At 62.8% G+C, this 15381-nt stretch carries 14 protein-coding genes; 12 read left to right on the top strand and 2 right to left on the bottom strand.

The window, feature by feature from the left end; all coding sequences use genetic code 11:
* The first annotated feature begins 2 nt into the window (after window positions 1-2).
* The 6 genes from B2G88_RS01100 to B2G88_RS01080 all read left to right on the top strand — a co-directional run bounded on the left by B2G88_RS01100 (window position 3) and on the right by B2G88_RS01080 (window position 7996).
* On the top strand, window positions 3-884 hold the full coding sequence (locus B2G88_RS01100; RefSeq protein ID WP_087713743.1) for a YihY/virulence factor BrkB family protein: 882 nt from the start codon (window positions 3-5) through the stop codon (window positions 882-884).
* 42 nt (window positions 885-926) lie between these two features.
* Window positions 927-1409, top strand: coding sequence for a hypothetical protein (locus B2G88_RS01095; RefSeq protein WP_054863965.1), 483 nt, complete (start codon window positions 927-929; stop codon window positions 1407-1409).
* Between the two features lie 58 nt (window positions 1410-1467).
* Window positions 1468-4440 (top strand): bacterio-opsin activator domain-containing protein, encoded by a 2973-nt coding sequence (locus tag B2G88_RS01090; protein ID WP_087713742.1) that lies wholly within the window; start codon window positions 1468-1470, stop codon window positions 4438-4440.
* Between the two features lie 96 nt (window positions 4441-4536).
* Window positions 4537-4677, top strand: coding sequence for a rubrerythrin-like domain-containing protein (locus B2G88_RS19005; RefSeq protein WP_140408808.1), 141 nt, complete (start codon window positions 4537-4539; stop codon window positions 4675-4677).
* A 7-nt stretch (window positions 4678-4684) separates the two neighbouring features.
* On the top strand, window positions 4685-5989 hold the full coding sequence (gdhB, locus tag B2G88_RS01085) for a glutamate dehydrogenase GdhB (RefSeq protein ID WP_054863472.1): 1305 nt from the start codon (window positions 4685-4687) through the stop codon (window positions 5987-5989).
* Between the two features lie 144 nt (window positions 5990-6133).
* The gene (locus B2G88_RS01080) at window positions 6134-7996 is read left to right on the top strand and encodes a hybrid sensor histidine kinase/response regulator (RefSeq protein ID WP_054863471.1); all 1863 of its coding nucleotides are present in this window, start codon (window positions 6134-6136) and stop codon (window positions 7994-7996) included.
* A gap of 11 nt (window positions 7997-8007) precedes the next feature.
* Here B2G88_RS01080 and B2G88_RS01075 read toward each other — a convergent pair whose 3' ends face one another.
* The gene (locus B2G88_RS01075; RefSeq protein ID WP_087713741.1) at window positions 8008-8628 is read right to left on the bottom strand and encodes a phosphoribosyltransferase; all 621 of its coding nucleotides are present in this window, start codon (window positions 8626-8628) and stop codon (window positions 8008-8010) included.
* Window positions 8629-8756: 128 nt separating this feature from the next.
* Between B2G88_RS01075 and B2G88_RS01070 the strand changes: the two genes are divergently transcribed.
* The 6 genes from B2G88_RS01070 (at window position 8757) to B2G88_RS01045 (ending at window position 14883) form a co-directional block, all read left to right on the top strand.
* On the top strand, window positions 8757-9533 hold the full coding sequence (locus B2G88_RS01070; RefSeq protein WP_054863470.1) for an NAD(P)H-hydrate dehydratase: 777 nt from the start codon (window positions 8757-8759) through the stop codon (window positions 9531-9533).
* A 43-nt stretch (window positions 9534-9576) separates the two neighbouring features.
* Window positions 9577-10266, top strand: a complete 690-nt coding sequence (locus B2G88_RS01065) for a class I SAM-dependent methyltransferase (protein ID WP_054863469.1) — start codon at window positions 9577-9579, stop codon at window positions 10264-10266.
* Window positions 10267-10291: 25 nt separating this feature from the next.
* Window positions 10292-11428, top strand: a complete 1137-nt coding sequence (locus tag B2G88_RS01060) for a pyridoxal-phosphate-dependent aminotransferase family protein (RefSeq protein ID WP_087713740.1) — start codon at window positions 10292-10294, stop codon at window positions 11426-11428.
* 69 nt (window positions 11429-11497) lie between these two features.
* Window positions 11498-11785: a hypothetical protein gene (locus B2G88_RS01055; RefSeq protein ID WP_054863468.1), complete on the top strand. Its 288-nt coding sequence runs from the start codon at window positions 11498-11500 to the stop codon at window positions 11783-11785.
* A 155-nt stretch (window positions 11786-11940) separates the two neighbouring features.
* Window positions 11941-13140, top strand: coding sequence for a redox-regulated ATPase YchF (locus tag B2G88_RS01050; RefSeq protein ID WP_087713739.1), 1200 nt, complete (start codon window positions 11941-11943; stop codon window positions 13138-13140).
* A 102-nt stretch (window positions 13141-13242) separates the two neighbouring features.
* Window positions 13243-14883: a spermidine synthase gene (locus tag B2G88_RS01045; RefSeq protein WP_087713738.1), complete on the top strand. Its 1641-nt coding sequence runs from the start codon at window positions 13243-13245 to the stop codon at window positions 14881-14883.
* Between the two features lie 8 nt (window positions 14884-14891).
* On the opposite strand, the gene B2G88_RS19840 is transcribed toward B2G88_RS01045, so the two are convergent.
* Window positions 14892-15107, bottom strand: coding sequence for a hypothetical protein (locus B2G88_RS19840; protein WP_054863466.1), 216 nt, complete (start codon window positions 15105-15107; stop codon window positions 14892-14894).
* Window positions 15108-15381 lie beyond the last annotated feature (274 nt).

Raw genomic sequence — 15381 nt, 5'->3', positions numbered from 1 at the left:
GTATGGCCGATTCGGACTCGAGATCGAGTCTCCTGACCCTCGCTCGAGACGTTGCCGCCGTCGCCCGCGAGCGCCAGATCAGCGTCAAATCCGCTGGCCTCGCCTATCACGGGTTCAACACGCTCGTCCCGCTGGTTATCCTCTTGCTCGTCGGCGTCACGCTCGTCGACGCACTCGAGCCCTTGCTCACCGCGCTCGAGGAAGCCACCGGACTCGAGGGCATGGTCTCGGAGGAAGGACTCGAGGCGGCGACTGCTGAGGGGAACGAGGCGCGGACGTACGCGGCGATTCTGGCGCTCGTGATTTTGCTCTGGAGCGCCGTCCGGTTGTTTCAGGCGGTCAACAGCGCCTTTACCGATGTCTACGGCTCGCGCAAGAAGGAGTCGTACATGACGACGGCGGCGACGGTGACGCTCGTCACGGGGTTCAACGTCGCCCTGATGACGCTCACGCTGGTCGCCGGTGTCGCGCTCGTCAGTATCGTCGGCATGAGCCTCTCGATTCGCGGGGGCGGGCTCGCCGCGACGGCGGCCGGCTCTGTCGTCTTGACCGGTCTGCTGGTGGTCGTCTTCATCCCGATGTACTACCTCTTTCCGCAGGTCGATGTCTCGGTCCGGGAGGTGTTTCCAGGGACGATCTTCGCGGCGCTGTCGTGGGCCGTCCTCGCCGCGAGCTTTCGCTTCTACGTCGCAACCTCCGATAGCGTCGCTCTGTTCGGGATCGCTGGCGCAATCTTGCTCATCCTGACGTGGGTCTACTTCGGAAGCCTCTGTCTGTTGCTCGGAGCCGTCCTCAACGCCGTGCTCGCAGATCGTGTCTCGCCCGACGACGGGTGGGTCCCCCTGTGGGGCGTGTGGTCGAAGTACGCCGGCCTGTTCAGGTGACCCACCGAAATCACTATTATTCAAAAGAGCAACAGTTCGCCTATGTCGAGTCCACTGCGGTCGGCGTGTGCAACTGCGCTGGCGCAGGCGAAAATCGCCGTCTCCATCGGTCTTCCGACAGCGATGGCGGTCTTTCTCGTACTCGTCCTGAGCCTCGAGATCACGGGACGAACAGCACTCCTCCCCTCGACGCTCGGCCTCGTCGGACTGGCTGCGTGTGCGCTCTTGGTCGGACTGCAGGTCGCCGTCGAAGTCGCTGCCATTTCCGAGGACGGCACCGACGCCCTGCGCCGAGGCTCATCGGCGGCGACGGCCGCGCGATACGTCGCCGTTGGGCTGGTCGCCGGCGCAACCGCACTGTTTTTGCTCGGGGTCACCGGTATTGGACTCTCGGCTGCGCTCGGGGCCGTTCGTGGCGACTCGCTCGAGCCCGGCCTGTTGATCGGCCTCGCTGGGGCGTACGTGCTCTATCGCGGCATGAAGGCGTTCATTGCGGGTATCCGTAGTGAGCGACCGCACTCGTAGGACTCCCACAGTCGCGCGACCGATGGATTCTATCCACAGGACCTCGTATAGCCATCGAATGGGTTTTGCATACGCCGACGACGAACCTCGAGTCGTCGTCGTCGAACCGGCCGAGAACGTCGAACCGGTTACAGTCGACCGCGAGTCTGTGGCCAGCGTCTCGACAGTGCCAACGGCGGCTGAGGCCCTCGAGACGCTCGCGGCTGCTGCAGTGGACTGTCTCGTCACGCCACAACACCTCGCCGATAGCTCCGGCCTCGAGTTGCTTGAGCGCGTTCGCGAGCGCAGTGAGGTGCCGGTCGTCCTCGCGCCGTGGGACGGCGACGAGAGACTTGCGAGCGATGCGGTCGCGGCGGGGGTGACGGAGTACGTCCCGCGAGGCGACGGCACTGCCGGTGGCGCGCTCGCTGGGGCGCTCGAGCGTGCCCTCGAGACGGGCCGCGACTGTGCCGAAACGCGGGCTCGGGCCCGCCAGTTCGATGCGATTTTCGACGACCCCGAGACAGCGGCGTGGGTGCTCGAGCCTGATGGTCACATTCGACGGGTGAACGAGGCTGCACTCGCGGTGATGGAGAGCGGCGATGTCCACGGAGAGGCGTTCCCGGAACTGGCCTGGTTCGATGCCGTCGACGACGGGGAGACGACGGTGTCGCGGGTACTCGAGCGTTCACTCGAGAAGGGACGGGCCGTCAGTCGGGAACTGAGCCAAACGGACACACACGAGACCACGGCGGACCCACAGACTCTCGAACTCACTATTCGGCCGGTGTTCGACGGCGAGACGGTCACCGCTGTCCTCGCACGAGCGAGCAACGTCACCGAACGCGCACGTCTCGAGGCCGAACTTCGAGAGTCCGAGGAACTCCACCGAGTGACGCTGAACAACATGACCGATACGATTCTCATTACGGACGAGACGGGCGCGTTTACGTACGTCTGCCCGAACGTCCACTTCATCTTCGGCTACTCGGACGACGAAATCCACGAGATGGGGACGATTGACGACTTGCTTGAACCGGAGCTGTTCGACCGGGAGGAACTCGCCGCCGAGGGCGTGCTCACGAATATCGAGTGTACGGCGACGGACAAGGCCGGACGCGAACACACACTGTTGGTCAACGTCCGCGAAGTGTCGATTCAGGATGGAACACTGTTGTATAGCTGTCGCGACATCACGAAACGAAAACACCGTGAGGAGGCCTTGACGGCGCTGCATCGGACTTCACAGGACCTGCTCTACGCCGAGACGGACCACGAAATCGCAACCGCCATCGTCGAGGCCTCAGCAGACGTCCTCGACCTCGAGGCCAGCGCCGCGTACCTGTTCGAGACGGACGAAAACGTGTTGCGACCGGTTGCACACTCGCGAGGGATGACCGCGCTGCACGGGCCGCTGTCGCCTCGAACGGCGACTCGAGACAGTATTACGGGCGAGGTTTTCGTCGAGGGCGACGGCCAGTTTTATCCAGATATTCGAGAGTCGCCGCTATTTTCGAATCCGACGACGGAGATCAAGAGCGCGGGCATCGTGCCACTGGGCGACCACGGTGTGTTTCTCGTCGGCACCGACGAACCGGACGTTTTCGACGACGTGCTGTGTGAGTTGACCGACTTGCTGGCGACGACGGCGGAGGCGGCACTTGATCGCGTCGAACGCGAGCACGGACTTCGCGAACGGGATCGGACGCTCAAGCAGCAAAATCGACAACTTGCTCGCCTCAATCGCGTAAACGAGATTATCCGCGAGATAGACGCTGCACTCGTTCGCGCCGAGACCCGCGAGGAAATCGAACGCGCAGTCTGTGACCGACTGACGACGGCCGACCGATTCTCCTTTGCCTGGATCGGTGCCGTCGCCGCCGGAAACGACGAACTCAGACCCCGGACGCGCGCCGAAACGGGACGCGGCGGCGAGTACCTTGACGGCGTGTCGTTGACGCTCGAGGACGGCCTCGACGCTGATTCGGAGGCCGCTACCGGCGAACCGGCGGTCAGAACCGCTTGGACTCGAGACGTGACGATTGTCGATAACGTCGCAACCGATCTGCGCGATGCGCCGTGGCGTTCTGAAGCGCTCGCTCGCGAGTATCACTCGGTCATCAGCGTCCCTATCGCCTACGACGAATTCACCTACGGCGTGTTGACCGTCTACGCCGACCGGCCGGGCGCCGTCGACGATATGACGCGGGCCGTCCTCGCGGAACTCGGCGAGACCGTCGCCTCGGCTATCGCGGGTGTCGAACGCAAGAGTGCGCTGCTTTCTGACTCGAGTACGCGCCTCGAGTTCGACGCGTACGATGAGGGGTTCGTGCTCTCGCGGCTTGCTCGTCGCAGCGAGTGTACGCTCTCGTTTGACGGGGGTGTTCGCCAGCGCGAAGACGGTGTGACGATTTTTGCAACGGTTGAGGGGGCATCGGCTGGGGCTGTTGTGCGTGCCGCGGAGGACCTCGTCGCCGTCGACCATGCTCGAGTGCTGGGCGCGGATGCGACGACTGGCGAGGGACGTGACGGGAGTAGCACTGGTGACGATGAAAGTGAAACCAGCGGAGACGGGGCAGCAACTGGGGAGGGCGGCACCGTCGTTCTCAAGCTTGCGGGTCCGTTCCTTGCCTCACAGCTCGCCGACCACGGCGCGGTGTTGCGCCACGTCGAGGCCACGCCGGACCGAACGCGTCTGCTCGTCGAGGTTCCATACGGCGTCGACGAGCGAAAGAGCGCCGACGTCGTCACAAGTGCGCTGACTGACGTCGAACTCCGCTCGAAACAGACCGCCGAACGGGTACACGGCCACGACGTGCGATCAGCGCTCCTCGAGCGATTGACCGACCGGCAACTCGAGGTCGTCCAGTTTGCGTACTACGGTGGTTACTTCGAAGCGCCACGGGAACGCTCCGGCGAAGAAATCGCAGAGACACTCGGCATCTCGCCGGCCGCGTTTTATCAGCACAACCGGACCGTACAGCGGAAACTGTTCACACTGGTGTTCGACGAGTTGGGACTTCCAGCAAGTATTGCAGAAGGGGTTGAATAGTGAACCCGATACGAAAACAGGCCCTAGATACTCAACAATCACGCATATCCTAATATCCCTATTATTCCTAAATCGAAAGCGCACCCCACTCCAGCCATGAAAGACGTCTATTTCGACCCACGTGAAGAATCGTCCTACGAATGTTTCGACTGTGGCACCGTCGTGACCACCGCGGCCCCAAAAGACTGCCCGAACTGCGGTGCAGCGATGCGGAATCGACAAACACCAATCGAGTAATACAGCAATGGCTTCAGACGAGCAGTCGGCGTCGACGACGAGCGATGTATCGACAACGGAGACAGAGACGGAACCCGAAAGCGCCCTCGAGACGGCGCGCCGACAGTTGGCTCGCGCTGGCTCGCAACTCGAGATCGACGACGCGATTCGAGAACGGCTGGCACACCCCGCAAAAGTCCACGAGGTGACGATTCCGCTCGAGCGCGACGACGGAAGCGTCGAGGTGTTTACCGGCTATCGCGCCCAGCACGATAGCGTGCGCGGCCCCTACAAGGGCGGGCTGCGCTTTCACCCCGAGGTCAGCCGCGACGAGTGTGTCGGGCTTTCGATGTGGATGACCTGGAAGTGTGCCGTCATGGACCTCCCGTTTGGCGGCGCAAAGGGTGGCATCGTCGTCAACCCGAAATCACTCTCGAGTGCCGAAAAGGAACGACTCACCCGCCGGTTCACACAGGAGATTCGCGACGCGATTGGGCCGAACAGGGACATTCCAGCACCCGATATGGGGACCGATCCCGCGACGATGGCCTGGATTATGGACGCCTACAGTATGCAAGAAGGCGAAACCATCCCGGGCGTCGTCACCGGAAAACCACCCGCAGTCGGCGGCTCCTACGGGCGCGAGGAAGCACCCGGCCGCAGCGTTGCAATCGTCACTCGAGAGACCTGCGAGTACCTAGAGCGGCCACTCTCAGAGACCACCGTCGCCGTCCAGGGATTCGGAAGCGTCGGTGCGAGCGCTGCACGCCTGCTCGAGGAGTGGGGTGCAACGATTGTCGCCGTCTCGGATGTCAATGGCGCAGTGTACGATCCGGACGGCCTCAACGTCGCCTCGATCCCGTCACACGACGAAGAACCCGAGGCAGTCACGCGCAACGCAGACGACGTTCTCGACAACGACGCGCTGCTCGAACTCGACGTCGACGTATTGATCCCCGCCGCAGTCGGCAACGCGATCACGGCTGACAACGCCGATAAGATTCAGGCTGATCTCGTCGTCGAAGGGGCGAACGGCCCGACGACGTTCGCCGCCGATTCGATCCTCGCTGAACAGGGCGTTACTGTCATCCCTGATATCCTCGCAAACGCAGGCGGTGTGACAGTGAGTTACTTCGAGTGGCTCCAGGATATCAACCGCCGCTCGTGGAGCCTCGAGCGCGTCAACGACGAACTCGAGACGGAGATGGTTCGGGCCTGGAACGCCGTGCGTTCGGAGGTCGACGACCGCGGTGTACGGTGGCGAGACGCAGCGTACGTCGTTGCACTCTCTCGAATCGCGGCTGCTCACGACGCACGTGGACTGTGGCCCTGAGCGCGCCACAAGCCGTTTCCGCCGCGAACGCGAGCGCAAGAGACAACCGAATGGCTGTTTCTCACCCCGATAATTTGTTCTGGATAGATAATTAATATAGAATTTATCCATACTTATTTAGTGTTATACAGCGCCACGTGAAGTGTGCCAACAAGTGACCGACTCTTGATCGTCGGTGAGCCACTGCCACAGCGATCACAGCACCAGCGGCACCTTGCCACTGAGTTCACACTCGAGGCGGTACCCGACGCCGCAGCGGCAATCGCCCGGTTCGAAGACGGGCGATTCGATGGCGTCGTCACGGCATACGATCTGCCGGATGAAACCGGACTCGAGGTCTGTGCGGCTGTTCGGGCGCGTGAGCACGCGTGTCCCGTGATCGTCGTTGGCGAGCAGCCACAGGACGCGGTCGGTGCGGCGCTGTTCGAGGTGGACGCGACGGCCTATGTTCGCCGAACTGAATCGCCCGAGACGGTCGTCGACGAGTGTCGCACAGCCGTCGATCAGTATCACCGCACTCGAGGCGCACAGCGCGTGGCGTCGGCTGGTGGGGCCGGGCACTGTCTCGTCCGTGATGGCGTCATCACCTACGCGACGCCATCGCTCGCGCGACTGTTCGGAACTGACGCCAGCGCACTCGAGGGGCGGTCGTTCACCGAGTTGGTCACGCCATCCCATCGTGAGCAGGTCGCAGACGAATTGGCAACGCTCGATCAGCCACGGGAGATGCGGTTTTCGATTGCAGGTCGGGATGGCGAGCGCCGAACGTTTCACATCCAGTGGCGACCCGCGGGCGACGAACTCGTCGGAACCGTCATCGAGGATACCGAACGGGCACGGCAGATCGAGTCTCTGGAACGCGAGGCGGCGATGCTCGAGTCGTTGCTCGAGAACCTGCCGCTGTCGATTTACTTCAAGGATCGGGCGAGTCGACACGTCCGAGTCAGTGACTACATGACGCGAAACAACCCCGAGGCGTTCATCAAGAACAGCGAGGGGAAGGTTCATCCACACGCCGAGGACATCGTTGGCAAGACGGATTTCGACCTCTACGCGACGGCGTTTGCCGAGGAGGCACTCGCAGACGACCGCCGAGTGATCGACGGCGAAGCGACGATTACGGACCGACTCGAGGCTGCCAGAACGGGCACCGGCGAGGAACTGTATACGGCGACGACGAAAGCACCGTGGTACGATACGGACGGCCGCGTTGCCGGCGTCGTCGGCGTCACGCTCGATATCACTGACCGGGTGACCTCTCGCAAGGAACTCGAGCGCCACAACGAGCGCCTCACGGAGTTCGCCGAGGTGTTGACACACGACCTTCGCAACCCCGTCAACGTCGCACAGGGCTATCTTGACGTCTTGCAGACGGAGTACGACCGCGAGGCCATCGAAGCCTGTGAGCGCTCGCTCGAGCGAATTAGCCGGCTAATCGACGAAATTCGAGAGTTCGTCTTACAGGGCCGGTCCGTCGAGTCACCGGAGCCAGTCGACTTGCGCGCCGTCGCCAGACAGGCCTGGGACACCGTCGAGACGGCCGACGCCGCTCTCGAGGTCGGGACAACACGGCGAGTCTATGCCGATCCCGAGCGTCTCCAGCGCCTGCTCGAGAATCTGTTCCGAAACGCTGTCGATCACGGGATTCCGGAGTCGCAGTCGACCGCGCGTGCTGGTACCGACGGCGAGCGTTCCGACGACGCCGGTGAGACAGCGCCAGCCACAGACCCACCGCTGACCGTCCGCCTCGAGTGGACTGGAAACGGCTTTGCAGTCGTCGATGACGGTGTTGGCTTTCCCGAGACTGCCGAGACGGAGATGCTGTTCGAACGCGGCTATACGACAGCGAGCACCGGGACGGGCTTCGGGCTGGCAATCGTTCATGATATCGCCGAGGCCCACGGCTGGACCGTTAGCGCAACAGCCAGCGCGGCAGGAGGCGCACGGTTCGAGTTCGACGAGGTCGTGGTCGTCGATTCAGATATTGGCCAGACCTACGGCGTCTGAACTCGAGGCGGTCACGATAGGTACTCCATCGCAGTCTCATCAGAGACCTGGCCGAACTCCCGGTACCACTGTCCGACAGCCCGAAAGTCGGCTGGCTCCCGAAGCGCGTACACCGCATCAGCCAGCGCCTCGAGGTCCGCTATCGCTTGCGGTGGCCCGACAGGCACGGCCAGGGAAACGGCCGCAGCATCTGCATTTCGAGCCTGTTCCAGACACGCTCTTGCAGTGGCTCCCGTTGCAACCCCGTCATCGACGACGAGCACGCGCTGTCCCTCGAGTGTGGGACCACCGGACTCGTCACGATAAGTCTCGAGTTTGTCTGCAGCAGCCGCTGCTTCTCGCGTTCGGATCGCCTCGAGTGTCTCGTCGTCGACACCGAGTCGGTCGATGAGGTCGTCGTTGTACCAGACACTGCCGTCGCTTGCGACCGCGCCCAGTGCCAGTTCGGGATTGCCCGGTGCGCCGAGTTTCCGTGCGACGACGACGTCGAGGTCTGCCTCGAGTGCGTCCGCAACCGGTCGTGCCACGGGGAGCGCCCCGCGAGGGATCGCGAGGACGAGATCGGCTTCGACACCGCGGCGCTTGAGATCCGCACCGAGTTGGGTTCCGGCATCAGTTCTATCGTCGAACATAGCTGCCTAGACGAACTCCAGCTGTAACATGGTGACGTAGCACATGACGGCTGAACCAGCGAACCAGTGGACAACCGGCACGACCACGCCTGCCAAATAACTACCAGGCTCGCGCCGCCACCGGGAGTATGGGACGACTCCAGCGGACACTCTCGAACGTCTCCGAGGCGACCGGGACGGACAACGGCCGGGTCGCCGTCGTCGGCGGCAGTGTCGACTACCCGAATCAGCCAGCCATCGTCGGCCTGGCAGCGCTTCGAACCGGCTCGGACCACGTCCGGACGCTGGTGACAGAGCACATCTACGAGATCGTCGCGAGTCACTCACCGAACCTGCTCGTGAGTTCTTATGCGGGCACGACGTTTACCGCGGAGACAACCGAGCGCATCACTGACCTCGACAAGTGGGCCGACGCGCTCGTCATCGGCCCCGGACTGGTCGACGCCGACACTGACGCCATCTGCGAGGCGATTGACACGCTCGAGGGTCCCGTCGTTGTCGATGCACTCGCAATCGAACCCGCACTCGAGGCCGACCTCTCGAATGCCGTTCTGACGCCCAGTGGCTCCGAAGACGGCCCGATCTACGACGCCTACGGCTCGCTCGAGACGTTCACCGAGGAGACAGGGGCGGTCATCACACTGACCGGCGCGGTCGACGAAATCGTCGCCGACGGCGAGCGCCTCGAGAACGAGACGGGAACGTCGGCGCTGTCCGTCGCCGGAACGGGCGATACGCTCGCCGGGATCACGGCGTCGCTGCTCGGGCAGGGACTGGACCGTCAAGAGGCCGCGGAGCTGGCCGCCTGGATTCTCGGTAAGAGCGGCGAACTGGCGACGGCCGACTACGGTCCCGGTGTCGTCGCGACGGACGTCCTCGAGCGGATTCCGAAGACGATTCGCTGAGTCCGAGCAAACGATTACCTGCCTCTCTCCCGTTACTTGCACTATGACGGCACCCACCAGATCGAGCCGGTCCGATCACGACGGCGATTCCGACCACGACATCGCCCATCCCCGATTCGCCACACTCTACGACTGGCTTCCCCAGCGACTGTTGCTCGGCCCTCACCGCGAGTATCTCGCCAACGGGCTAGCCGGTCGCGTCCTCGAGATCGGGGCCGGAAACGGCGCGATGTTTCCCTTCGTCGCCGAGGGAGCAGCGACTGACACACTCGAGTATCACGCAATCGAGCCGGACCCACATATGCGCAAGCGGGCAGTGACAGCGGCTCGAGACGCCGAACTCGCGGTGGACCTGCGAGATGCCCGCGCCGAGTCGCTTCCCTACCCTGACGATTCCTTCGACGTGGTGATCTCCGGGATGGTCTTCTGTACCGTTCAAGACCCCGAAGCCGCGCTCTCGGAAGTCACCCGCGTGCTTCGCCCCGGCGGTGAGTTTCGATTCCTCGAGCACGTCCGGGCTGATGGCTGGCGTGGGACTGGTCAGAACGTGTTGAACCCGGTCTGGAAGCGCGCTGCTGGGGGCTGTCAGCTGAATCGCGACACCGTCTCGCTGTTCGCCGGCCACGAGGCATTCGCAGTCGACGAGATCGAACGCCTCGCGTTCGGCGTGTTTCCCGCGACGCCGTTCGTTCGTGGAACCCTCCGCACAAAACGCGAGAAGGTCGGGATTTAACGCCACGGCTCCCCGAGTAGCGCCCATGACCGACGACCGACTCCGAATGACTCCCGGTCCGACTGCCGTCCCGGCCGCCGTCCGAGAGCGAATGGCCGAGCCGACGCCGAACCCTGACGTCGAACCCGAGTTCTTCGACATCTATCGCTCGCTGACCGACAACCTCGAGCAAATCTACGCCGCGGGAGCGAGCACCGACCAGCCGCAGGGCTCGAGTTCCGACCCCGACACCGACCGGGATATCGTCGTCCTCGGCGGTGAGGGCATTCTCGGTCTCGAGGCTGCAATCGCGTCGGTGCTCTCGCCGGGCGACCGCGTTCTGTGTCTCTCGAACGGACTCTACGGCGATGGGTTCGGCGAATTCGTCGAGGACTACGGCGGCGAGGCACTCATGTGTGAGTCGTCGTGGCGAGAGACGCTCGACCCCGACGCCGTCGCAGCCGAACTCGAGCGTGCGGCGGATACCGGCGACCCCATCGACGTGGCGACGATGGTCCACTGCGAGACGCCGACCGGGACGTTAAACGACCTCGAGCCGATTCTGGACGTGCTCGAGGACCACGATGTGCTCTCGATTGTGGATGCTGTCTCCTCGCTCGGTGGCACACCGGTCCCGACGGATCGGATCGACATCTGTCTCGGTGCGAGCCAGAAGTGTGTCAGCGCGCCGCCGGGGCTGACGACCTGTGCGATCAGCGAGCGCGCGTGGGACCGTATCGAGGCCACCGAGACCAACTCGCTCTATACGAATCTCGAGCCCTGGCGGACCGCGGCCGACGACGAGTGGTTCCCCTACACGCATCTCTCGGCGAACGTCACCGGCCTCGAGACCGCGACCGACCTGCTGCTCGAGGAGGGCCTCGAGACCATCTTCGAGCGCCACGAAGCGGCTGCAACGCGGTGTCGCGACCGCGCCGCGGAAATCGGCCTCGAGACGTATGCGACCGAGTCAGCCGCCTCGCCGACCGTCACCGCACTCGAGGTCGACGGTCGCGCTGTGGAGCTACAGGAAGTGATGCGCGACGAGCACGATATCGTCCTCGCGACCGGCCTCGGCGACCAAGCCGAGGACATCCTTCGAGTTGGTCACATGGGACACAACGCTCGCCTCGAGCGGGTCGACGAGACGATGGACGCGCTGGGGGCCGTCCTCGAGGAGTGAGACGGACGAATACCGTGGCCGGAAGTTGCAGGTGCAATCGTTTCCCGGATGTCTGTTGTAGGACATAGCATGTCCAGTCCCGACCAAGAGCCGACGGAGACGCCGACTACTGATACGCAGGAGGCCGAGCGCGAGGGACAGTGGATGGCCAGAAACTGGCTCGGGATCGCCGCCGTCTCGATTTTTGGGCTCCTGCTCGTCGCAATCGCGTTGATGCAAGCGACTGGGCTGGTGAGTATTTTCGCCCCCGTTGCGGAGACTCAGACCCAGCAGTGGGGCATGTTCGGCGTGCTCGTGCTCGTCTGGCTCGGGCTTGCCGGCTGGAGCTGGCGAGCGATCTCCAGTAGCACCGAGTAGCGTCGCGGTCGGCGACGCCTCTGCTGTCGCGTCCTTTTCGGCCCGGTTCTTCGATTCAGTACTCGAGTGCCCTCCTGACTCCCCTGTTGTGTGAATTCATACCATTGTGGAAGCGGAGAGAAACCCGTTTAGGTGCCGCTCGCGCAGACGGGATAATGAGTCAGAGTTACCGGATCGGACTCGTCGGCAAACCCTCTGTCGGCAAGTCATCCTTTTTCAACGCCGCGACGATGAACGACGTCCCCGAAGGGGCCTACCCGTTCACGACCATTGACCCAAGCGTCGGCGAGGCGTACGTCCGCGTCGACTGTGCCGCCCCCGAGTTCGACGAGGAGTGCACCCCGAACGTCGGCTACTGCGACCACGGCACCAGATTCGTCCCGACGAAACTCGTCGACGTCGCCGGACTCATCCCCGGCGCACACGAGGGCGCTGGCCTTGGCAACCAGTTCCTCTCCGACCTGAACGAAACCGACGTCCTCGTCCACGTCGTCGACTTCTCCGGGAAAACCGACCTCGAGGGCGAAGCCACGGAGGGCCACGACCCACGCGACGATATCGCCTTCTTAGAGGAAGAACTCGATCAGTGGTATCTCGATGTCCTCAAAAAGGGGATCAACCGCTACGAGTCGGGCTACACCACCGAGGACGACGCCATTGAGGAGGAACTCGCCGAGCAGATGAGCGCGTTCAAAACGAACGAAGACGAGATCAAACTCCTGATCCGCCGCGTTGACATCGGCTTCGATCCCGAAGAATGGGACGACGACGACCGACTCGAGTTGGCCCGCGAGATCCGCAAGGAGACCAAGCCGATGGTCATCGCGGCGAACAAGATGGACACGCCCGAAGCGCAGGAAAACTACGAGGAGATCACGACCGATCCGGCGTACGAGCACCTGACGATTGTCCCCTGTAGCGCCCACGCCGAGAAAGCCCTGAAGTCGGCCGACAAAGCCGGCGTCCTCGACTACCGACCCGGCGATTCGGACTTCGATATCTCGGGTGACGTTTCAGGCGAGCAAGAACAAGGCCTCGAGCAGATTCGGGACTTCCTCTCGGAATACGGCGCAACGGGCGTTCAGGCAGCCCTCGAGACCGCGCTGTTCGACGTCCTCGGCGTGACGCCGGTGTTCCCCGGCGGCGCAAACGGACTGGGGAACGAACGCGGTGAAGTCCTGCCGGATTGTTATCTGATCCCGCCGAACTCGACCGCAGAGGACTTCGCGTACAGCCTCCACTCCGATATCGGCGACGGCTTCCTCCACGCCATTGACTGTCGGTCGAACCGCCAACTCGGCAAGGACTACGAAGTCGAATCCCGTGACGTCATCGAAATTATTACAACGAACTAACGACCCCAGGTGAGGCGGTCGCGGCGTCCAGCGGACAGAGAGGACCGGTCAGTGCGTCTCGAGGCGACAAGTACTCAGCGCCGGACCGGTTTCACACAGGTGATGGATATACGGAGTGCCGTTGCGTACCGGCCGACGAAGCCGGAACTCGCGGTATTCGTCTCGGGAATCACCAGTATGGGCCTCGAGATCCTTGCGGTCCGGATCGTCGCGCCGCAGTTCGGCAGCCATATTTACACCGTCGGCGGCATTTTGACGGTCTGTCTTGCGGCGTTGAGTCTTGGCTACTGGCAAGGTGGGAAACGAGCGGCGTTCGCCACGAACCGAGAAATGTCCTGGCTGATGCTCGGAACCGCGGTCTACATCGGCGTCGTCATCTACGCGAGCGATCTGTTGCTGACACATACGTCAGTGCTGGCGCTGCCGCCGCGATACGCCTCGCTCCCGGCGGTCATCGTCCTGTTTGGCCCACCGACGTACCTGCTTGGCTTTATCAGCCCCTACGCGGCCGAACTCTCGACAAAAGAGGGAACCGGCGAGGCCTCCGGCCACGTCTACGCACTCGGAACGATTGGCAGCATCATCGGCTCGGGTGCGACGACGTTCTTCCTGATTCCCGTCCTTACCGTCAGCCAGATCGGACTGCTGTTCGGCCTCATCCTCGTCGGAACGGCACTCGCACTCACCGGCCCGACACCGCCACGAAAGCCAACCGTTGCGAGCGTGATTGTCGTCCTGTTGCTCGTCGGCGCGGCCGGCGGCGCACCCGTCGATTTCGACCACCGCGGCGACATCGTCTACGAAACCGGCACTGCCCACCAGCAACTCGAGATCGTCGACAGCGGAAGCGAACGAACAATGTACTTAGACGGCGCTCGCCACAGCGCGATTGACCTCGAGGACCCTGATCGCCACGTCTTCACCTACACGAAGTACTTCCACCTGCCGATGCTCATGGCCGACGGCGTGGATGACGTCGACCGCGTGTTGTTCATCGGCGGCGGTGGCTACACCGGCCCGCAGGACTTCGCAGAACAGTACGACGCTGACATCGACGTCGTCGAACTCGATCCCGACGTCACCGATGCTGCTGAGGAGTACTTCGGCCTCGAGCGCGACGACGTGACCGTCTACACCGAAGACGGCCGCCAGTTCCTCGAGCGAACTGATGAGACTTACGACCTGATCGTCCTCGACGCCTACAAACAGGATCAGGTTCCGTTCCACCTCACGACCGAGGAGTTCATGGACCTCGCGTCGGATCGGCTGGCCGACAACGGCATGCTCCATGCGAACGTCATCGCCGCACCGAGTGGCGCTGCCGCCGAGTTCTATCACGCCCAGTATCGAACGATGGAGGCGTCGTTCGACGACCTCGAGAGCTTCCGGACCTCGGACTCGAGTGCCATCCAGAATATTCAAATCGTCGCCTCGAACGAGCCACGAGACCTCTCGGTTGCAGACCTCGTCGAGCGAAACGACGAGCGCGACCTCAGCGTGGACCTCTCGGCTGCAATCGACAATCGGATGGCGGCTCCTGACACCGACGACGCGCCTGTCTTGCGAGACGACCGCGGCGAAGTCGATAGCCTCCTCGATCCGATGTTCGGCCAGCGATACGTGATCGAGGAGACCGACACAGGGTCGAACGAGACAACCACCGAGTCGAGCGAATCCGCACCGGCTGCGATGACAGCGCCGACAGACACGTCAGCGGCTACAGCACCGCTCTACGGGGGATAAATCGACATTCATCGATATATTTCTTGATACCGCTCGTGATATTCACGGAGTGCAATCCGGGCCTTTCGCCGCGATGAAAAGCCAAATCCGACCGACAAACACGACTCGGTTGGACACTCCCACCGGAACGTCTCCGTCGACGGATCTCTCGAGACCGGCACATCGGTTTCACAGCGCGGACACTGCCACCCCCACCGCAGGTCGCGGACGTACTTTCGTCCCATTCGTCGTACGCTCGACTAGCCGACTCCCCCGCTATAGTCGCCCGGCTTCACACGTTCAGTAGTTATCAGTGGCCGTGACTGCTCGAGAGTGAAATAAACATACCAAAATACATATTGGAGATAGAAATAGACAGGAAACATATATAATATGCGCTCATCGAGTGAGAGCGTGGAAATCTGAATAAGAGACAATAAAAAGCCAAATATCGCGTCCTGAAAGAGAATCCGTTGGTATCTACGCTGAAACAGTATATGCACCCATCTGGCCGTCTAA

The sequence above is a fragment of the Natronolimnobius baerhuensis genome (genome assembly GCF_002177135.1).
Taxonomy (GTDB): domain Archaea; phylum Halobacteriota; class Halobacteria; order Halobacteriales; family Natrialbaceae; genus Natronolimnobius; species Natronolimnobius baerhuensis.
The sequence above is the reverse complement of the archived record's forward strand: the minus strand, read 5'-3'. Positions and strand labels throughout refer to the sequence as shown.